The sequence below is a fragment of the Chryseobacterium sp. SN22 genome, assembly GCF_008329705.1.
GTDB lineage: Bacteria > Bacteroidota > Bacteroidia > Flavobacteriales > Weeksellaceae > Chryseobacterium.
Map to the genome: position 1 here is coordinate 1 of NZ_VTSX01000021.1, position 21,197 is coordinate 21,197.

Genomic DNA, 21,197 nt, shown 5'->3' on the forward strand with positions numbered 1-21,197 from the left:
TTAAACAAAACTATTTAGGTTCCAGAACACTGATCGGAATAATACATTCTTCCAGTGAAATTCCTCCGTGCTGATAGGTTTCCTTATAGTAATTCACAAAGTGATTGTAATTCTTAGGATACGCCAGGAAAATATTATTTTTTGCAAAAATATATTTTGAGCTTAAATTCCCTTTCGGTAAAAATAGTTTCTCCGGATTCGTAATCGCCCATACATCGCTGTCATCATATGTTAAGCTCTTTCCGGTTTTATAACGGATGTTGGTGGAAGTTTCCCGGTCTCCAACCACTTTACTTGGTTTTTTTACGTAAACGGTTCCGTGATCCGTCGTAATTACCAATTTGAAGCCGCTTTCTGCCGCTATTTTAATAATTTTCAGCAGCGATGAATTTTCAAACCAGTTCAGTGTTAAAGACCGGAATGTTTTGTCATCACGGATCAGCTGGTCCACAATATGGTTGTCCGTTTTCGCATGGGACAGGATATCGATAAAATTATAAACGATCACCAACAGGTCGTTGTTTTTATGCTGGTTGAAATCGTCATAAATCTTCCGCTCGAAATCCGCATTCAGGACTTTTAAATATTTCATCGATTTGGAGCCCAGCCCGATTCTTTTCATCTGGTCTTCCAGGAAATCCCGCTCGTATTCATTTTTATTTCCTTCCTCATTATCATTGAACCATTTGTCCGGAAACCGCTTTTCAATTTCAGAAGGCATTAAACCTGCAAAAAAAGAATTTCTTGCATATTGGGTAGCAGTTGGGAGAATACTGTAATAATAATCTTCAGAAACTTTATTGTAATATTTTGTAAATAAAGGCTCCACCATCTTCCACTGGTCATAGCGCAGATTATCTACCATTAATAGCAAAACCTTTTCTTTTTCTACTTCAGGCTTCACTTTCTCTTTGAAAAGCGTATGGCTCATCATTGGTTTATCGGAATCATGCAGCCAGTCTTCATAATTTTTCTCAATGAATTTTGCAAACTGGATGTTGGCCTCTTCTTTTTGTGATTGCAGCAGGTCTGCAAACTCATTGTCCGTTACCTTATCAAACTTAATTTCCCAGTTAAGGATTTTTTTATAATATTCCGCCCACTCCTGATATGTTCTCAGGTATGAAAGCTCCATAGAAAGGTTTCTGAATTCCTGTTGGTATTGGAGGATGGTTTTTTGTTCCACCAGATTATCTTCCTGAAGGTTTTTCTTTAAGGATAATAAAATCTGGTTCGGATTTACAGGCTTTAAAATATAATCGGCGATCTGTGAGCCGATGGCTTCTTCCATAATATGCTCCTCCTCGCTCTTTGTAACCATCACAATTTTCAGGGAATTATCTTTATCCTTGATCATAGGGATGGCTTCCAGGCCGGAAATTCCCGGCATATTCTCATCAATCAGGACCAAGGCGAATTTCTCCGAATCCATCAGTTCAAGGGCTTCGTTTACATTGTTTAAAGGTGTTACCTGGTACCCTTTTTTTTCAAGAAAAACGATGTGAGGCTTAAGTAAATCTATTTCATCATCTATCCATAATATCTTTTCCGACATAATTAATTTTTTACACGGTTATTGTATCAAATTGCTGACCATTTATATTTAAAATCTGCCAAAATGCGCAGACGTAAAGTTAAATATAAGTTAATGAAATAACCCAATATTTCTGCGATTTTTAAAGCAGTTGAATCAGGAAAATTTCGAACAGGAATAAGAATCGCTCGTTTTCAATAAAAGCACTTAATTATCCTCGGGATTCAACAGCATCTTTTATTTCAATGGATCAGATATCTTTATTAAACTTGAATTTAAACCTAAATATTAAAAGTTCGCATCCCTGCAAATACAGATCCGTTTTAATGAAATTTAATCGGATCTAAAATTTAAAATGCCTAAATTTGTTAGAAATACTGACGTTTCCAATGCAGAATAAGCTAAAAATCATCAATGATCCCGTTCACGGATTTATCAAAATTCCTCACGAAATCTTATTTGATATTATCGAGCATCCTTACTTCCAGCGGCTGAGAAGGATAGGGCAGACCGGTTTGTTGAACCTGATTTTTCCCGGGGCAACACACACCCGGTTTCATCATGCTCTGGGTGCCATGCACCTGATGTTCACAGCTTTGGAAACATTGAAACAAAAAGGAATCAGTATCTCGCCGGAGGAAGAAAAGGGGGCCATGCTGGCAATATTGATGCATGACATCGGCCACGGCCCGTTTTCCCATGCGCTGGAATGTATGCTGATGGACGACTGGCACCACGAAAAACTTTCGTTGCTGCTGATGAACCGCCTGAATGATCAGTTCAACGGGGAGCTTTCCTGCGCGATTGAAATGTTTCAGGGGAAATACCACCGGAAATTCTTTAATCAGCTGATTTCTTCCCAGCTGGATGTCGACAGGCTGGATTACCTGAAACGCGACAGCTTCTTTACAGGAGTTTCCGAAGGCAATATCAATACCCAGCGTATCATCTCGATGATGAATGTCTGCGATGACGGAGAATTGGTAATTGATGCCAAAGGAATTTATTCCATTGAAAATTTCCTGACCGCCAGGATGTTTATGTACTGGCAGGTCTATTACCATAAAACCTCTGCACTGGCTGAATTTATTCTGGTTAAAATTCTTGAAAGGGCAAAATATCTGGTTTCTCAGGGCATTGATCTGCCGACTACCGAAAATCTTAAGTATTTTCTATACCGTGAAAAAAGTGCCGCTACCGATGAAGATGTGGAACGGTTCACTCAGCTCGATGACAACGACGTCATCCAGGCTATGAAGAACTGGCAGAATGTTGATGATATGATCCTGTCCTATTGGTGTACATGTGTAATTCAGAGAAATCTCCCGAAAACCATTATTTCATCCCATCCTTTTGGTGCGGAATTTATTGAAGAAAAAATAAAAAATGTAAATGAATTTTTCGGAATCGATAACGGAAACGAACTGGTGTATGAGATTAAAAGAAAACTCCTTCCTTACGATACCGAAAAACAGCCGATCTACCTCCTTCAGAAGAACGGGAAAAAGATCAGGCTGGACGAATCCGAAGACCAGCTGCTGTCGGGTCTGATGGTTCATAAAACCCAACGCTATATCCTTACTTTTCCCAGGGATGTTGCAGGCTTGGTTTCTTAAAGAATATTAAAAATTCAAAATCCTAAAATTAAAAAATGTTTGCGAATTACAGAATTTCTTATCTTTGCAGAATATGGAATTTACAGCTTCGCAGATTGCAGGTTTTATTGACGGAAAAATAATAGGTGACGAAAATGCGCTTATTACTGGAGTTTCACCCATTGAAGGCGGGGAAACGGGGCATCTTTCTTTTATAGCACAGGATCGGTTTATCCCTTATCTGGAGACTTCAAAGTGTTCTGTGATTATTGTTTCGGAAAACCTTTTATCAAAAGATACTTATATTCCTACCGTTATTGCCGTAAAGGATGCTTATCTTTCGTTCCAGATTCTGATGAACCTGTATCAGGAGATGCAGGGCCGGAAAAGCGGTGTTGAAGACGGAGCTTCCATTCATGAAACGGCAGGCATAGGCGAAAATGTCTATATAGGAACTTTTACTTATATTTCTGAAAAAGCTAAAATCGGCGAAGGAACCCAGATTTACCCGCAGGTATACATCGGCAAAGGGGTAAAGATCGGAAAAAACTGTAAAATTGACAGCGGAGCCAGAATTTATGACTATTGCATTATCGGCGATAATTGCATTGTACATTCCAATACAGTGATCGGTGGCGACGGATTCGGTTTCCAGCCAACACCGGAAGGTTTCAAAAAAATTCCGCAGCTGGGAAATGTCATTATCGAAGATGACGTGGAAATCGGTTCCAACTGCAGCATCGACCGGGCGACCATCGGTTCTACCGTTATCGGGAAAGGAACCAAGATCGATAATCTCATCCAGATTGCCCATAATGTAAAGATCGGAAAGAACAACGTAATCGCTGCACAGGCGGGAATCGCCGGCTCTACCACCATCGGCGACTGGAACCAGGTCGGCGGGCAGGTTGGCATCGTAGGCCATATCAAAATAGGAAACCAGGTGAAAATCCAGGCGCAGAGTGGCGTGAATACCCATGTAAACGATAAGGATACCGTTTACGGATCGCCGGCCATCAGCTATAATGATTACCTCAGAAGCTACGTCCATTTCAGAAACCTTCCTGAAATCGTAAAAAGAATAAACAATCTTGAGAATAACTCAAAAGATAAAACTAATGAGTGATATGCAAAAAACACTTCAGCAGGAAGTGACCCTTTCCGGAATCGGACTTCATACAGGTAAAGAAGTAAAATTAACCATAAAGCCTGCCAAGGAAAACACAGGTTTTGTTTTTGTAAGAACCGATCTTGAAGGGCATCCCCAGGTCGAAGCAGATGTAAACTATGTTGTAGCCACAGAAAGAGGAACCACATTGGAAAAACTGGGTGTTAAAATCAATACCTGCGAGCATCTTCTTGCTGCTTTGGTAGGGTGTGATGTGGATAATGCCATTCTGGAAATGGATGCTTCCGAACCTCCTATCTTAGACGGATCTTCAAAATTCTTTGTGGAAGCCATAGAAACTGTAGGAATCGTTGAGCAGAATACTGCAAGGGAATATCTTGTAGTAAAAGAAGTACTTACCTACAGCGACCCGGCAACCGGATCCGAAATTACGATTATTCCTTCCGATACTTATGAAGTGACGACCATGGTGGATTTTGGGACCAAAGTACTGGGAACCCAGAATGCTACTCTAAAAAATATTTCAGAATTTAAAGAAGAAATTTCATCGGCCAGAACATTCAGTTTCTTACATGAGCTGGAAATGCTGTTGGATCACGGATTGATCAAAGGGGGAGACATCTCCAATGCGATTGTGTATGTAGATAAGGATCTGACACCTGAAACAACTGAAAAGCTGAAAAAGGCCTTCGGTAAAGACAATGTTTCCATAAGACCGAACGGAATCCTTGATAACCTGACGTTAAATTATCCCAACGAAGCGGCAAGACACAAATTACTCGATGTAATTGGTGACCTCGCTCTGGCAGGTGTAAAAATAAAAGGCAAAGTCATTGCCAATAAACCGGGACACTACGTGAATACACAGTTTGCCAAAAAACTGAACCGTCAGTGGAAGCTTCAGAAAAAGAAAAACGTTCCGGATTTTGATTTAACCAAAGAACCGGTATTCGACATTAACGGGATCATGAGGCTGATGCCACACAGACCCCCGTTCTTATTGATCGATAAAATTCTTGAGCTTTCGGATTCCCATGTGGTAGGGCTGAAGAATGTAACGATGAACGAACCCTTCTTCGTTGGGCACTTCCCGAAAGAACCGGTAATGCCGGGGGTTTTGCAGGTAGAAGCTTTGGCACAGACCGGAGGCATCCTGGTACTGGCAAGTGTTCCGGATCCTGAAAATTATTCTACTTATTTTATCAAAATCGATAAGGTAAAATTCAAAAAGAAAGTGATTCCTGGAGATACGCTTATCTTTAAAATTGAATTGATAGAGCCGATCAGAAGAGGAATTGTTCATATGCAGGGATACGGTTACGTAGGAGATACGGTAGCAGTAGAAGCAGAGCTTATGGCCCAAGTTGCAAAAAATAAAGTTGATTAAATGATTCATCAGTTAGCAGCCGTAGACAAGCGTGCGAAAATCAGCAAAAATGTAATCGTAGAACCATTCACTACCATTGCAGGGGATGTAGAAATCGGGGAGGGAACCTGGATCGGCCCTAATGTTACCATTATGGACGGAGCCCGGATCGGTAAAAACTGCCGGATTTTTCCGGGAACGGTAATCTCTGCGATTCCTCAGGACCTAAAGTTCGACGGCGAAGATACCCAGGTGATTATCGATGACGAAACCACCATCCGGGAGTGTGTCACGGTAAACCGCGGAACAAAAGCACTGGGCTATACCAAGATCGGTAAAAACTGCCTGATTATGGCAACTACCCATATCGCACACGACTGTGTGATCGGAGACCACGTAATCATCGTCAACGGCTGCGGAATTGCAGGCCATGTTGAAATCGGGGATTATACCGTAATGGGAGGCCTTTCCGCAGTACATCAGTTTGGGAAAATCGGTAAGCATGTGATGATTTCCGGAGGAACATTGGTGAGAAAAGATATTCCGCCTTATGTAAAAGTAGCCAGAGAGCCGATGTCCTATGCGGGAATTAATTCCGTAGGGTTAAGAAGGAGAGGATTTACCAATGAGAAAATCTTTGAAATCCAGAAAATATACCGTGCGATCTTCCAGCTGAAAATGAATGTTTCCCAGGCATTGCTGTACATTGAAAAAGAGATGCTGCCAACGGCTGAAAGAGATGAAATCCTTCAGTTTATCCAGAATTCACCGAGAGGGATCGTAAAAGGATATGGAACGGGAAAGGAAAGGGAATAATCGGATAAAAATACGAACCGGATGAAATTAGCCGCTTTATTTATCGTGCTTTCCGCCGCATCATTTCTGTCTGCGCAGCAAACGGAAGGACTGAAAACAGGGAAAACGGCTAAGCTTCAATTCTTTCAACAGCAATAATCTTTACAGGATGCAGACCAACGGTCAGGGCATACAATTGAATAAAAGAAAATAATTATATACAATACGAATGGCAACAAGTAACGATATCAGAAAAGGTTTGTGCATCGAGTACAGCAATGATATTTATAAAGTAATCGAGTTCCTTCACGTAAAACCGGGTAAAGGCCCCGCTTTCGTAAGAACAAAACTGAAGTCTGTAACCAACGGAAAAGTAATCGATAATACCTTCTCTGCAGGTCACAAAATCGATGAGGTAAAAGTAATCACCAGAAAGTACCAGTATCTTTATGATGATGAAAACGGATTCCACTTTATGAACAATGATGATTTCTCTCAGCTTTACCTTAATAAAGAAATGATTGAAAACTCCAACCTGATGAAAGCAGGGGAAGAAGTAACGATCATCCTTAAGGAAGCTGATGAAACACCTCTTTCTGCAGAATTACCGCAGTCGGTTTATCTGGAAGTGGTGGAAGCAGATCCGGGAGTAAAAGGAAACACTGCTACCAATGCCCTGAAAAATTCGATCGTGGAAACAGGAGCAAGAGTAATGGTTCCTCTGTTCATCGAACCGGGAGACAAAATCAAAGTAAGCACTGAAGACGGTTCTTATCTTGAAAGAGTAAAATAATTTTAAATAAAATTTACATTAATTCGGTTTGCCTCTGCATTCCGAATTTTGTTTTATAAGAAAATCTATTATTTATGAGGTTCCATTCTCCACAAAAACTCAAAACCATTGCCGGGCTGGTCGGAGCGAAGCTTGTAGGTCCGGAAGACTTTGAAGTATTGGGCACCAATGAAATCCACAGGGTACAGCCCGGTGACATCGTTTTCGTGAACCACCCGAAATACTACGATAAGGCATTAAATTCCGCTGCTACCATCATCCTGATCGATAAGGAAGTAGACTGCCCGGAAGGAAAGGCACTGCTGGTTTCGGATGATCCGTTCCGGGATTTTAATAAGATCAATACCCACTTTACAAGAATCTGCAACTTCACGGAAGAGCTTCATGATGTAGAAATCGGTGAAGGAACCCACATACACCATTCCGCAGTGATCGGCAATAATGTAAAGATCGGAAAGAATACCCTTATTTTCCCGAATGTAGTGATCGGCGACCGGACGGTAATCGGTGATAATGTCGTGATTCAGGCCAATACGGTCCTGGGTGGCGATGCTTTTTATTACCGGAAACTCAACGGAAATTTCGACCGTTTGATCTCCGTAGGGAATGTGGTAATTGAAAACAATGTAGAGATCGGAAACGGATGTACCATCGACAGAGGCGTTACCGATTCTACAATAATCGGGGAAGGTTCCGTACTGGATAACCAGATCCAGATCGGACACGATACGGTAATCGGAAAAAAATGCCTTATCGCTTCTCAGGTTGGAGTAGCAGGCTGCTGTATCATCGGCGATGAAGTAACACTGTGGGGACAGGTCGGCATCGCTTCCGGAAACACCATTGAAAAAGGAACCGTACTTCTGGGAAAAACGGGCGTCAACCGTGATCTGGAAAAAGGGACCTACATCGGGATGTTTGCGGAGGATTTCAAAACCTATCTGAAAAAAGAAGTGAAGCTGAGAAATCTCAAATAAACAAATTGTTTAGATTTATCTTTAATCAAAGAAATTTAATTAAATTTGTCTGCATTTAAAAAGTAATAAATAAATTAAATAAATAATAAAATGTCAATTTTAGTAAACAAAGATTCTAAAGTAATTGTACAAGGATTTACAGGGAACGAAGGTACTTTCCATGCGGGCCAGATGATCGAATACGGAACCAACGTGGTAGGCGGGGTTACTCCTGGAAAAGGGGGCAGCGAGCACCTTGGGAAACCGGTATTCAATACAGTGGCGGATGCGGTAGAAAAAGCCGGTGCCAACGTAAGTATCATTTTCGTACCACCTGCATTTGCTGCTGACGCTATCATGGAAGCTGCAGAAGCCGGAATCAAAGTGATCGTATGTATTACGGAAGGTATTCCTGTAGCGGATATGGTAAAAGTAAAATCCTATATCTCTGACAAAGACTGCAGACTAATCGGCCCGAACTGTCCTGGAATCATTACTTCTGAAGAAGCTAAAATTGGGATCATGCCAGGTTTCGTTTTCAAAAAAGGAAAAGTAGGCATCGTTTCAAAATCAGGAACCCTTACGTACGAAGCTGCTGATCAGGTAGTAAAAGCCGGTTTTGGTGTTTCTACTGCAATCGGTATCGGTGGAGACCCGATCATCGGAACAACAACAAGAGAAGCTTTGGAATTATTCATCAACGATCCTGAAACGGAAGCGGTGGTAATGATCGGAGAAATCGGTGGTGGTCTTGAGGCGGAAGCGGCAAGATGGTACAAAGCCAGCGGTTCTACAAAACCGGTTGTAGGTTTCATCGCAGGGCAAACGGCTCCTAAAGGAAGAACCATGGGCCATGCAGGCGCGATTGTTGGGGGTGCAGAAGATACGGCGCAGGCTAAAATGGAGATCATGAGAGAAAACGGAATCCACGTAGTAGATTCTCCTGCTGATATCGGTGCTACTGTAGCAAAAATTCTAGGATAACATAAAAACATAACCATATGAAAAAATTTTTATTAGCCTCCGCATTAGCTGTTTCTGCTATATCTTTCGCGCAGATCGGTTTCAGCAGCACGAGATTCGGTATTATTGCCGGGGGTAACTATTCCGGGGTAAAAAATGCACATAACCCTTCAGGCCCGAGATTCGCATTTCAGGGCGGGGTATTGGCTTTGATCCCGATAGGTTCCGAGAATCAGTTTTTTTTACAGCCGGAAGTTACCTATTACGGTGCAGGAGAAACGGGTAAGGACAAAGATGCTAAAGGAGTAGATGGCTACAACGCAGTTTATGCCAACAATTACCTTAGCGTACCAATTTATTTTAAAGGATATTTTTCAGAAGCAGCTTCTGAGTTCTTTGGAATGGCCGGCCCGAGATTCAACTTTCTGATGAGCCAGAATGTGAAAAACGTACCGGTAATAAGACCTTATTACGACCCGGATTTCCAGGATCCGTTGTATCCGAATGTTAACGGAAAGGCCAGTAAATTTAATTTCGGATTGGGAATAGGCATAGGATACAGCTATAAAAGACAGCTTGAACTTGCTGCAAGATACGATTTTGGGATCAGCAATACCTATCCCGGTCTTGACAAAGAGCCGAAAGGAACTACCAAATCAAAATCTGAGCAGGTACTTAGTGTAACCTTAAGCTATATCTTTAACTAAAAATTTATTCAGGTTGAAACATAAAAAGGCTGTCCTCCGGGACAGCCTTTTATTTATCAATATTTAAAATCAAATCTCTCAGCTTTTATCCTTTAATCCACTTCCAGATTTCCTTTAACGTAGCTTTATTACCATACATTAAAATACCCACCCGGTAAATCTTCCCGGCCAGGAAGATCATAAAAATCGTTGTTCCCAAAAGCAACACAATCGAAAGGGCGATCTGCCACGCCGGAACCCCATAAGGAATTCTGGCAATCATGGCTACCGGCGAAGTAAACGGAATAATGGACAGCCAGAAGCCGAGCGGACCATCCGGATTATTCATAAATGTAAAACTGCCGTACATCCCAACCATCAGAGGTAAAATAGCGAATAACGTAAACTGCTGCGTTTCGGTTTCATTGTCTACCGCAGAGCCGATCGCGGCATAAATGGAGCTGTAAAAGATATACCCCAACAGGAAAAATACAATAAATACAAAGATGATCAGTGGGAAATTCAGTTCCAGCAGGCTGTGGGAAATCTGAGTTCCCATCTGCAGAATATCAAATTTACCCATCATTTGCTCATTACCGCCCGGAATGTTTTTCGGGATTGATGAAAAGCCCGTGTTTAGTACCAGAGCCCCGATAACGGACATCGTGATCCAAACCACAAACTGCGTCAGCGCGACCATTGTTACCCCAAGGATTTTTCCCATCATCAGCTCAAAAGGCTTTACCGAAGAAATGATAATTTCCACCACCCGGTTATTTTTTTCTTCCAGTACGCTTCTCATTACCCGGACTCCGTAGATAATAATGAACATGAAAGTCACGTACATCAAAAGCATGCTCAGTACGCTCTTTACCCCGAAAGTAAGATCGGAATCTTCTTTATTATTCTCTGAAACATTAATGGTTTTTAAAGTAAACCCTTTATCCAGGTTATCCAGCTGCACTTCTGCAATGCCCAGTTTCTTGATCTTTTCTTTCTTGATGACCTCATTGATATCCGAAACGATCTTCTGCTTGGTATCAAAACCGATTTTATTGTTGATTACCAATCTGGTATTCTGCAAAAGCTGATCGTAATTTCCGTTTTGCAGTTCCGGCAGAATCAGTATCCCATCCAATGATTCATTGTTTTTCAAGGTGTTCATTTTAGCCTGCTCGTCCGCAGCGGAAACAAAAACATAATCAAGCTTGTCCGTAGATTTCAGGTGATTTTTAAACAGCCCGTTCTTGTCAACTACTTCGATTATATTGTGCGACTCATTAGCCTTGAACATCAGCCCGATCAGGCTTCCGAAACCGATCAGCAGGATGGGAGCGAGCAGGGTAAGTATAATGAAGGATTTTTTCTTAACCTGCGTAAGAAATTCTCTTTTTGTAATTAAAAAAATGTTATTCATCTTTAAGAATTGTTGCTTACCGCATTAATAAAAACTTCATTCATGCTCGGGATTTTTTCGTCGAATGATCTTACTTTGCCTACATTTACCAGATCCAGCAGGATGTGGTTCTGGTCGGCTTCATTTTTAAGATCGAAAGAAAGAAGATTATTTTCATTGGTAAGGTTAAAAATTTCGTACCGGTTCTGGAAAGCCTCCAGTTGGGAAGCATTTACGTCAGATAAGGTAATCCCGAAAATATTTTTCTTGAATTTTTCCCGTACGTCGAAAACCCTTCCGTCGATAATCTTTTTTGAATTATTGATTAATGCCACATAATCACACATTTCCTCCACGCTTTCCATACGGTGAGTCGATAAGATAATGGTTGTTCCGTTGTTTTTAAGATCAATGATCTGGTCTTTGATCAGATTGGCATTTACCGGATCAAAACCGGAAAACGGTTCATCGAGAATTAAAAGATGCGGCCTGTGAAGGACCGTTACCACAAACTGGATTTTCTGGGCCATCCCTTTGGAAAGTTCAGACAGTTTTTTCTTCCACCACTGGTCAATATGAAGCTTGTCGAACCACTTCTTGGCTTCCTGTAAAGCATCGTTTTTCTTCATGCCTTTCAGTTCCCCGAAATAAAGAAGCTGGTCGCCGATTGTCATGTTTTTATAAAGGCCCCGCTCTTCAGGCATGTATCCGATGTCTTTGATGTGGTCGGGATTAAGGTTTTGCCCATTGATCTGTATCTCTCCGGCATCTGCCTGGGTAATCTGATTGATGATGCGGATGAAGGAAGTTTTCCCGGCTCCGTTCGGACCGAGAAGACCGTAGACGGTGCCTTTCGGAACATGGATGCTGAAATCATCCAAAGCGACCTTTTTGCCTGCGTTATAAGTCTTTCTTATGTGTTCAGCTTTTAGCATTAATTTGTTTTTATCATTAGTATAAAAATGTTCCGAAAGTTACGGAATAATTAAGCTAAAAGAAAAAATCCTGATGATTATCAGGATTTAATTTATTGTTTTACAATTTGGGTGACCTTCATGGTGTTGTCACTCAAAATATACCGGATCAGGTATTTACCGGGCTTTAATTTTTCAATATTGATCTCGCCGGAATTCATGTTAACCGAATAGCTGGCGACCTGAGTGCCGAGAATGGAATAAAAGATCACGCTTTTAATCTTCAGGTTCTGGTCTTTTGCTTTTACGATAAGGAAGTCCTTGGCAGGATTGGGATAAGCCACCAGCACCCCGTCATCAGATTTCTGGGAGAATGCAGCCGGCTCTTTTATTTGCGCCTTTACATTGTTGGAAAATCCAACAAAACCGGCTAAAAAGATTAACAATAGTAAAAGTTTTCTCATCAAATTATAATTTCTTAGGAATATTTGAACAAATCTACCTAATTCTGCAATGCTGTGCAATAGTTTTTTATATTAGTTGTAGTAAATTTGCATTAAATTTTGTTCAAAAAGTATTCCAAAATGATACATTCAAGAAATAGAAGACTTAGGGTAAACGAATCCATGAGAAGCCTGGTAAGGGAATGCACACTTACCACCAACGATTTTGTAATGCCGATCTTCGTCATGGAAGGCGAAAATAAAGAAGAACCGGTCCTGTCGATGCCCGGAATCTTCAGGAGAAGCATCGATCTGACGGTGAAGGAATGTAAGGAGCTGTTTTCTTTAGGCGTAAAAGCGGTAAATCTGTATATGAAAGTTTCGGATGAACTGAAAGACAATACCGGAAAGGAAGCATGGAATAAGAACGGACTGATGCAGAACACCATCAGGGCTATTAAAGATGCGGTTCCTGAAATGATCATCATGCCGGATGTGGCGCTGGATCCTTATTCAATTTACGGCCATGACGGAATTATCGAAAACGGAAAAATCGTAAATGATGCCACCAATGATGCACTGGCCAGAATGTCCGTATCCCATGCGGAAGCTGGAGCTGACATTGTGGCACCCAGCGATATGATGGACGGAAGGGTTCAGGTCATCCGTGAAGCACTGGAAGACAGCGGATTTACCGATGTTGGGATCTTAAGCTATGCGGCAAAATATGCCAGTTCATTTTACGGACCGTTCAGAAGTGCCTTGGACAGTGCTCCGAAAGACAATATGGAAATTCCGAAAGATAAAAAGACCTATCAGATGGATTTTCACAATTCCCGCGAAGCACTCAATGAAGTGTTTAAGGATATTGAAGAAGGCGCCGACATTATTATGATCAAACCGGGGCTTCCATACCTGGATATCGTGGCTAAAGTCCGTGAAGCGATTGATCTGCCGGTTGCTGTGTATAATGTAAGCGGAGAATATGCAATGGTAAAGGCGGCTGCCCAGAACGGTTGGCTGGATAATGATAAAACCATCATAGAAAGCTTAACCTGCATCAAAAGAGCCGGTGCCGATATGATCTTCACCTATTTTGCAAAAGAAGCGGCACTGATCTTAAACGGATAGAAATAATGAGTTAAGAATCATGAGTTATAAGGTAATTGGTGAATGTGATTACTATAACTCATGATTTATAACTTGTAACTCTCAACTTTTACATAATATTAAAATCTTTTCCTTTGGTAAACTTGGCGGCAAAAGGCGCCTGGTTTCCGGTATATTTTAAAGTGAAATTTTTCTTTGTATCGGTATTTACATGAGTCTGCACCTCGACATTCTGGGTCTGGAAACTCACATCGAGATTTACTCCTGTTTCTTTTTCGAGGTTGATTTCAACGCTTTCTGCGTAGAAAAGCGAGGTGCTTAAAAAATTAAACTTAATATTTCTCCGGTACGACCTCGATTCATTTTGGGTAAATTCCGAATATTTCCTTAAAATTTCGATACCGGGAGAATCGATATTTGTGATTCTGGACTTCGTAACGCCGTTCACTTTCACCGAAAAATCTTTGGCGCTATTGATATCCCCTCTGATTCCGATATTGAAGAGAGAAGGTAGCGAAAGCCCGAATTCGGACATACTGTCTTTGGTAAATTCAAAATCCGGGATCAGCGCCGGAAATTTCGGTACGCCCATCAGCTGGTTTTTAACGGTTCCCAGCTGATCACCCGGAAAAAGATAGCCGATCAGGTTGTTATTGGTTGTCCGCCAGTTTCTTCCGTTCCATTCATAGATTTCGCAAAGCAGCGTGTCGGTGGAAGAGTGCGGAAGCAGATCCATATCCTGCCATTTGAAAACTTCTTTGGCATAAGGCCTTCTGTTGGTAATGTTTAACCCAAGATCCAGGGCCAGGAGCTCAGTCAGTTGCTGGTTATTTTCCATATAAATAAATGTGTTGGTTTCTGGTTTAAATTTAATTAAAATTGTCTGGTTAAAGACAAAAAACTTCTGCAAAGTAAGATTAAAAGGCTGTATTAAAATATCATAAAACTTTTGGTTCCGGTTTTTAATCTTGAATATCCAATTCAAAAAAACTTTATCTTTGCCGTTATGATTTTACGCGGAGAAAACTTAATCAAAGAATACGGTCCTAAAAAGGTTGTAAAAGGCGTTTCTGTACAGGTCCAGCAGGGAGAAATTGTAGGGTTGCTCGGGCCGAACGGTGCCGGGAAAACCACTTCGTTTTACATGATTGTTGGATTGGTTAAGCCGACTTCCGGGAAGATTTTTCTGGACAAACAGGAAATCACGACCGATGCGATGTACCGCAGGGCACAAAAGGGCATCGGCTATCTGGCTCAGGAAGCTTCTGTATTCAGGAAGCTTTCAGTAGAAGAGAACATTATGGGCGTTCTACAGCTGACAAAACTTTCAAAGCGGGAGCAGCAGATCAAATGCGATGAGCTGATCGAAGAATTTTCTTTACAGCACGTCCGTAAAAACCGTGGAGACCTTTTGTCCGGAGGGGAAAGAAGGAGAACGGAAATTGCAAGGTGTCTGGCCACCGACCCGAGTTTCATTCTGCTTGATGAGCCTTTTGCCGGGGTAGACCCGATTGCCGTAGAAGATATCCAGAAAATCGTACGAAGCCTTACCGATAAAAACATTGGGATCCTGATCACCGACCACAACGTTCAGCAGACCCTGGCGATCACCAATAAAACCTACATCATGTTTGAAGGAAGAATCCTGAAAGAAGGGCTTCCGGAGGAATTGGCCAACGATCCGCAGGTGCGGGAAGCTTACCTCGGAGAAAACTTCGTCTACCAGAGTATTTTCGATAAGCCGAACAAGAAAAGCTATGCTTACAATATCTGGGCAGGGAATTTTGAATCCAAAACCCAGCTGCAGAATTTTGTAGATGAAAACTTTGCACAGGTTGACGATCTTCGGTTGATGTACGGTTTTGAAGACATCAGCTTTGCATCGCTTGCAAATTCTGAAATCGAACATATCTTTAATGAGGTTGTGGATAAAAATGCCAACAATGCTTTTGTATTTCAGAAGAAGGAAATCAATTCCCTTTATTCCTTGGAACAGGCGGAAACGGAATCCAGAGCAGCAGCCAGACCGGAATTGCATTACCTCACCACGTATCTGTTTGGAAATTAAAATTCGGAGCAGAATCGTTGCTTTAAAATAGAATAAAAACGTACCTTTTCTCTGCAAAACGGTACGTTTTTCCGTTAAAATCATTTCTATGGCAAAACCTTTCAACCGGACCCTTACTTTATACGGAATTTATAAGCAGCTGGTTCCCTTCATCAGACCGTACCGGCTGATGATTTACGGAACCCTGTTCCTGACCTTTTTAGGCGCCCTTGCCGCGCAGGTAAACCCACTGGTGCTGAAATATACGGTAGATGAAGTAACGAATCTGACGCATCTTCCACATCCCATGTCGGAAGGCATTCATGTACTGGTCATCATCTCCGTTATTTTACTGGGAAAAGAACTGATGAACATTTTCATCAATTTCGGTCAGAAATTTTACGGCGAGAAAATCAGGATCAATGTCAGCTCCGTACTGGCACAGTCGGCAATTGATAAAATACTCACCTACCGTGTCGCTTACTTCAATGATGAAAACCACGAATCGGGAAAGCTGCAGATCCGGATCGATCGGGGAATTGAAAGCTTAACACGGCTGGTGCAGAATTTTTTCATCGATATGCTCCCGTTGTTTTCCAATTCCATTATTGCCCTGATCATCATGTACCTTCAGAATGTGTACGTCGGAATCGTTTCTACGATCATCGTCCCGATCTATTTTTATGTGAGTTCATTGCAGGCAAAAAAGCTCAGCGGGGTAAGAAGGACGCTCAGGAACCAGCGTGAGCAGAAGACTTCCGGATTATTAAACCTGATCAATTCCATTATGGTGATCAAAAGTTTTGTCCGTGAAAGATTTGAAGGCAAAAAACAATACGATCTTCAGATGCAGCTTATGGAAAGCCAGATGTTTACCCGGAAAACAAATTTTATTTATGACGGACTGAAAACATTTATCGAACAGTTCGGTGTGGTTTTGATTATTTTGCTGACCGTTTACCTGGTGCTGGATCAGCAGATGACCATCGGGGCGATTATGCTTCACATTATGCTGTTCAACAACGTTTCGGCACCGATCCGCCAGCTGCACAGGATTTATGATGATATGAACGATGCGATGATCTATGCCGAAGGTTATTTTGATATTTTAAATGCGGACGAGGAAAAGGAACCGGGCGGAAATTTCGTAGAAAAAGAGATCAAAGGAAATTTTGAATTAAAAAATATCAATTTTACCTATCCGAACGGAACGCAGGCTCTGCATGACGTTTCCATGACCATCGAAAATGGAAAAACCACCGCGTTGGTAGGACTGAGCGGTGCCGGGAAATCAACCGTTATCAATCTGCTGTGCAAATTTTACCTTCCGGATTCCGGGGAAATCCTGCTGGATCATGTTAATTTAAATGAATATGATAATACCTTTCTCCGGAATGACCTCGGACTGGTTCTTCAGAAAAACCATATTTTCCAGGGAAGCATTGAGGACAACATCCGTTACGGGAACATGAATGCCTCTTTTGAAGAAATTGAAGAAGCCGCCAGAAAAGCGTATCTTCACGAACAGATCCTGGATTTGCCGGACGGCTACCATCACGATGCTACACAGCTTTCGGGCGGACAGCAGCAGAGAATTGCCATTGCGCGGCTGTTTCTGAAAAATCCGCCGATCATTTTCCTGGATGAGCCGACCGCAAGCCTCGATGCCATTGCTACCGAACAGATCAAAAATTCTCTGGATGCGATTAAGGAAGGCAGAACGGTGATCATCATTTCGCACTCGCTGTCGCAGATCCTAGATTCGGATACCATTTATGTGATGAAAAAAGGCAGGGTTGTGGAAAGCGGAACCCATGATGAACTGATACAGATCAACGGAACCTACCGGGAAATCTTTGATGCTTCAGCCAGAAGCCTGAACCTGGATAAGCTGGTCAACAGCCTGAAAATGTAGCAGCATTAATGTAACAATTTATCAGAGTAACAACATAACAATATGATAGTCCAATAATTATCATAATTCATCATTTATCACTCATAAAATGAACGATCATTATCTCAAAAAAATCGACCGGGTAACTGCCATTCTTACACAACTGCAATCAAAGCCCGTTGTAAGAGCACAGGATCTTGCCAAAAAGTTCGAGGTGAGCATCCGGACGATTTACCGGGACGTAAAAACCCTGGAAAATGCGGGTATTCCCATTATCGGGGAAGCCGGAAACGGATATTCTCTCATGGACGGATACAAACTTCCGCCGGTAATGTTCACGAAAGAAGAGGTTTTGAGTTTTATTACGGCGGAGAAGCTGATGCAGAAGTTCCTGCATGAAAGCCTGGGGCAACATTACCAGAATGCCATGGAAAAGGTGCGTTCCGTATTGAAATATTCGGATAAAAACCTGATTGAGAATATTGAAAAACAGATTGATGTCTTTAATTACCATCCTAAGACAGAAGATAAGATTAGGAACATCATCCCGATCATTCTTGAAAGCATTGCTGAGAAAAAGCAGCTGACGCTGGAATATGAGACTGTGGAAGCCAAAGTTTCCACTAGGACGATTGAAGTGGTCGGAGTATTCTTTGAGTTTAATTATTGGTACATTATGGCCTTCTGTACTTTACGGAATGATTTCCGGCAGTTCCGCGTAGACCGGATTTTAAAAATATTTAAAACCCAGAATCCCTTTTTACAGGAATACGGACAGATCAACGATTACCGGCAGGCCCCGAACGGAAACAAGACAAGAGTAAGGCTTTTGGTAGAAAAAAAAATTATCGGACATTTGGTCAACTCCAAAAAATATTACGGATTGGTAGGGGAAATTGAACGGGAAGACGGCATTGAACTGATTTTCGAAACCGACTGGATCAAAGAAGGCTTCCCACGCTGGCTGATTACATTCGCAGATTATGCCGAGGTACTGGAGCCCGAATTTTTAAAAGACAGCCTGAGAGATTTGATTAAAGATATTTTAAAAAAATATTGATGCCATTCTTTGCAACAACCAGGATACGAGGGATTTTAAACTGCCTGGAAGTTTGATTCTTTAAGTGGCCCGAAAAAATTTGACTTTGCCTGAGACGGAAAATGGGAAGACCGCTACAACCGGACGTATAATATGCTGAAAAATTATCAGTATGACGAGAAACCGGTAGCTTACGCCTGGAATATCTTAAATTCGATTCATGCCGGCGGGTGGCAACTGTTAACAATCTTAAGTAATGAATTTATCATCCCGTTACAATTAATTTCTCCGCAAAATCACCGGTAAAATTCCTGGACATCCAGATGGAAAGCGTTGGTGAAGTCAATAAAAACCATAATCAGCTTCTTTTAAAATATTCTTCCGGGTTAAATTACAAAAGCTTTCAGAATTTCTGAAAGCTTTTTCATTGAATCATACGGTAGATGATGGTTAGTTGTCTGTTTAACTTTTTACATTACCGGAAACCGTTCCCAGAAGAAAGGCGGTTCAATGCCTAATGCACGAAGGTAAGTATAACCCTGCCCGCGGTGATGCACTTCATTGTCGATAAAATACAAAATGTTCTGGTACACCGGAAATTCATACTGTCCGAATAGGTTGAAGTTTTCCTGAAAACGCTCTTCTGAGATTTGGGCAAAATACCGGTTGATGGTTTCTGTTTCTTCATCCCATCTTTTCAGGAGCTCTTCTTTGGTTTTAGGGTTGAATTTTTCCTCATCGTAGGCTTCTATCTGATTTTCAACGATCCCTTTGGTCCCGGGCCCGCCGATGCTGATCAGTTCGACCGCCAGCTTGGCAAAAGGCCGCATGCCGCCGATTGAAAATTCGAAAAGTTCCTTTTCAGGGAATACTTCGATGACTCTTCTGGTCAGGTTCCGGTGTCCTTGCCAGTGTTCCAGAATTTGTCCGGAACTGATGAATTGTTTCGTAGTTGCTGTTGCTGTCATAATTTTTAATGTTGTTTATTTTGATTGATACAAAGGTAAAACAAGGTAATGACAACAGTTTGTCAGTAGGTTTTTTGAATAAAATATTTTTAGTCCTTTAAAATAATTACAGGCATTTTCCCGTTAAAGACTCATACTTAAGCAATGTTAGGTAGGTAAATAATTTGAGAGTGGCCGGCCTTTCGGGACCGGTCATTTTGCTTGCTGTTATGCTGGAATCGGGTATTTTCCTTTATTATTGCTTATCTGTTTCATTTTAATTTCGGCTAAAAGTATCCTCTCCAAAAACATTTGTCAGGCTTGCTTTAATAAAGTAATTTAGTGTTATGAAAATTTATACGAAAACAGGCGATAAAGGCCAGACCGCCCTTTATGGCGGAACACGGGTTTCAAAAGCCAGTGCAAGAGTAGACAGCTACGGGAATATCGATGAGCTGAATTCATTTATCGGGATTGCCAAAAGCCATATTGAAAATGAGGAAGTTTTAAGGCAATTAAAAAAGATCCAGTTCGATTTATTTACCGTCGGTTCCGAAGCGGCGACTCCGGTTGATAAGCTGATGCTGGCGAATGGAAAATCGAGGCTTCCGGTGGTGATTTCAGATGTCGAAATTGAAGAACTGGAACACTGGATGGATGCTTTTGATGAACAGGTGGAACCTTTGCAGTATTTTATTCTTCCCGGAGGCGGAAAAGCAGCCACTTTCCTGCATGCAGCCCGGACCATCTGCAGAAGGGCAGAGCGCTCTCTGGTATTCTTAAATGAGTCTGAAGAAGTCCGCCCTGAGTTGATCAAATACCTGAACCGGCTTTCTGATTACCTGTTTGTACTGGCCAGATACATTTCAAAAATCAATAACGAACCGGAAGAATACTGGAATCCGAATGAAAGATAAAGTACTGCTTTTCATCAACGGAGATGCTCCTGAATCTTTCCCTGATCCTGAGAAATACAGTTTAATTGCCTGTACCGACGGCGCTTTTCACTATCTGAAAAACCTGGATTTTCCCTTGGAAAAGCTGGACTTTATTTCCGGCGATTTCGATTCGCATTCGGGAAAAGAAGAAGGGATGTATGAAGAGAAATTCATTTACACCCCGGATCAGGATAAAACCGATTTCCAGAAAGCACTGGAGATTATCGAAGAAAGGAACTTCCGGAAAGTCGATGTACTGGGCGGAAGCGGTGGGGAACAGGATCATTTTTTAGGGAACCTCACCGTGGCTTTCGGATACAAAGACCGGCTGGATATCAAATTTTACGACGAATTTTCAGAATATTATTTTATTCCGAAAAGCTTTACCGTACCAAACGTAAAAGGCAAGATGATTTCCCTGTATCCTTTTCCATCTGTTGAAAATATTACGACCCGGGGACTCAACTGGCTGTTGACCAAAGGAAATTTAAGCATTACTTCCAGAATAGGAACCCGGAATTTCGCCGTAGAAGATGAGGTGTCCATCGAATACGAACAGGGCGATCTGCTGATTTTTATCGGAAAAAATTATTTGTAAATATAATCCTACTCCTACAAGTAGATAAATTTGAAAATTTTCACAAGCTTCTAA

Annotated in this window: 19 protein-coding genes and 1 pseudogene; 14 read left to right on the forward strand and 6 right to left on the reverse strand. The window is 41.6% G+C overall.

The features are described 5' to 3' along the window. Positions 1–10 precede the first annotated feature (10 nt). A complete protein-coding gene (locus tag FY557_RS14495) occupies positions 11–1,555 on the reverse strand; it encodes a bifunctional response regulator/alkaline phosphatase family protein (protein WP_149247960.1) in 1,545 nt (514 codons plus the stop codon). Between the two features lie 368 nt (positions 1,556–1,923). Here FY557_RS14495 and FY557_RS14500 point away from each other — a divergent pair, with 368 nt between their 5' ends. From FY557_RS14500 to FY557_RS14535, 8 genes are all read left to right on the forward strand, one after another. Next, positions 1,924–3,150 (forward strand): HD domain-containing protein, encoded by a 1,227-nt coding sequence (locus FY557_RS14500; protein WP_149247961.1) that lies wholly within the window; start codon positions 1,924–1,926, stop codon positions 3,148–3,150. Positions 3,151–3,223: 73 nt separating this feature from the next. After that, positions 3,224–4,255: a UDP-3-O-(3-hydroxymyristoyl)glucosamine N-acyltransferase gene (lpxD, locus tag FY557_RS14505; RefSeq protein ID WP_149247962.1), complete on the forward strand. Its 1,032-nt coding sequence runs from the start codon at positions 3,224–3,226 to the stop codon at positions 4,253–4,255. After that, positions 4,248–5,645, forward strand: a complete 1,398-nt coding sequence (locus FY557_RS14510; RefSeq protein ID WP_149247963.1) for a bifunctional UDP-3-O-[3-hydroxymyristoyl] N-acetylglucosamine deacetylase/3-hydroxyacyl-ACP dehydratase — start codon at positions 4,248–4,250, stop codon at positions 5,643–5,645. Before lpxD ends, FY557_RS14510 begins: the two co-directional genes overlap by 8 nt. Further along, positions 5,646–6,440, forward strand: coding sequence for an acyl-ACP--UDP-N-acetylglucosamine O-acyltransferase (lpxA, locus tag FY557_RS14515; RefSeq protein ID WP_149247964.1), 795 nt, complete (start codon positions 5,646–5,648; stop codon positions 6,438–6,440). Positions 6,441–6,648: 208 nt separating this feature from the next. Next, a complete protein-coding gene (gene efp / locus FY557_RS14520; RefSeq protein ID WP_149247965.1) occupies positions 6,649–7,212 on the forward strand; it encodes an elongation factor P in 564 nt (187 codons plus the stop codon). 74 nt (positions 7,213–7,286) lie between these two features. After that, on the forward strand, positions 7,287–8,189 hold the full coding sequence (locus FY557_RS14525; RefSeq protein WP_149247966.1) for an LpxD N-terminal domain-containing protein: 903 nt from the start codon (positions 7,287–7,289) through the stop codon (positions 8,187–8,189). A gap of 90 nt (positions 8,190–8,279) precedes the next feature. Further along, positions 8,280–9,152 (forward strand): succinate--CoA ligase subunit alpha, encoded by an 873-nt coding sequence (gene sucD / locus FY557_RS14530; RefSeq protein WP_149247967.1) that lies wholly within the window; start codon positions 8,280–8,282, stop codon positions 9,150–9,152. A 17-nt stretch (positions 9,153–9,169) separates the two neighbouring features. Further along, positions 9,170–9,838: a porin family protein gene (locus FY557_RS14535; protein WP_149247968.1), complete on the forward strand. Its 669-nt coding sequence runs from the start codon at positions 9,170–9,172 to the stop codon at positions 9,836–9,838. Positions 9,839–9,923: 85 nt separating this feature from the next. Here FY557_RS14535 and FY557_RS14540 read toward each other — a convergent pair whose 3' ends face one another. From FY557_RS14540 to FY557_RS14550, 3 genes are all read right to left on the reverse strand, one after another. After that, a complete protein-coding gene (locus FY557_RS14540; protein ID WP_149247969.1) occupies positions 9,924–11,234 on the reverse strand; it encodes an ABC transporter permease in 1,311 nt (436 codons plus the stop codon). Between the two features lie 2 nt (positions 11,235–11,236). Further along, a complete protein-coding gene (locus FY557_RS14545) occupies positions 11,237–12,148 on the reverse strand; it encodes an ABC transporter ATP-binding protein (protein ID WP_149247970.1) in 912 nt (303 codons plus the stop codon). 92 nt (positions 12,149–12,240) lie between these two features. Then, entirely contained in the window at positions 12,241–12,591 is a 351-nt protein-coding gene (locus tag FY557_RS14550) for a T9SS type A sorting domain-containing protein (protein ID WP_149247971.1), read from the reverse strand. Between the two features lie 120 nt (positions 12,592–12,711). Between FY557_RS14550 and hemB the strand changes: the two genes are divergently transcribed. Next, a complete protein-coding gene (gene hemB, locus FY557_RS14555) occupies positions 12,712–13,701 on the forward strand; it encodes a porphobilinogen synthase (protein ID WP_149247972.1) in 990 nt (329 codons plus the stop codon). 88 nt (positions 13,702–13,789) lie between these two features. On the opposite strand, the gene FY557_RS14560 is transcribed toward hemB, so the two are convergent. Then, a complete protein-coding gene (locus FY557_RS14560; RefSeq protein WP_149247973.1) occupies positions 13,790–14,518 on the reverse strand; it encodes a hypothetical protein in 729 nt (242 codons plus the stop codon). Between the two features lie 168 nt (positions 14,519–14,686). On the opposite strand from FY557_RS14560, the pseudogene lptB reads away from it, so the two are divergent. From lptB to FY557_RS14575, 3 genes and pseudogenes are all read left to right on the forward strand, one after another. Then, positions 14,687–15,412 (forward strand): annotated as a pseudogene (gene lptB / locus FY557_RS14565) (LPS export ABC transporter ATP-binding protein); the annotation flags it as partial. Positions 15,413–15,917: 505 nt separating this feature from the next. Next, positions 15,918–17,642 (forward strand): ABC transporter ATP-binding protein, encoded by a 1,725-nt coding sequence (locus tag FY557_RS14570; RefSeq protein ID WP_149248044.1) that lies wholly within the window; start codon positions 15,918–15,920, stop codon positions 17,640–17,642. A gap of 88 nt (positions 17,643–17,730) precedes the next feature. Continuing rightward, complete coding sequence (locus FY557_RS14575; RefSeq protein WP_149247975.1) at positions 17,731–18,681, forward strand: helix-turn-helix transcriptional regulator; 951 nt, start codon at positions 17,731–17,733, stop codon at positions 18,679–18,681. Between the two features lie 449 nt (positions 18,682–19,130). Here the strand turns inward: FY557_RS14575 and FY557_RS14580 are convergent, their stop codons facing one another. Then, positions 19,131–19,628 (reverse strand): DinB family protein, encoded by a 498-nt coding sequence (locus FY557_RS14580; RefSeq protein ID WP_149247976.1) that lies wholly within the window; start codon positions 19,626–19,628, stop codon positions 19,131–19,133. 326 nt (positions 19,629–19,954) lie between these two features. On the opposite strand from FY557_RS14580, the gene FY557_RS14585 reads away from it, so the two are divergent. Next, positions 19,955–20,524: a cob(I)yrinic acid a,c-diamide adenosyltransferase gene (locus FY557_RS14585; protein WP_149247977.1), complete on the forward strand. Its 570-nt coding sequence runs from the start codon at positions 19,955–19,957 to the stop codon at positions 20,522–20,524. Beyond that, positions 20,514–21,143, forward strand: a complete 630-nt coding sequence (locus tag FY557_RS14590; RefSeq protein ID WP_149247978.1) for a thiamine diphosphokinase — start codon at positions 20,514–20,516, stop codon at positions 21,141–21,143. The genes FY557_RS14585 and FY557_RS14590 overlap by 11 nt, the downstream gene beginning before the upstream one ends. Positions 21,144–21,197: the final 54 nt, after the last annotated feature.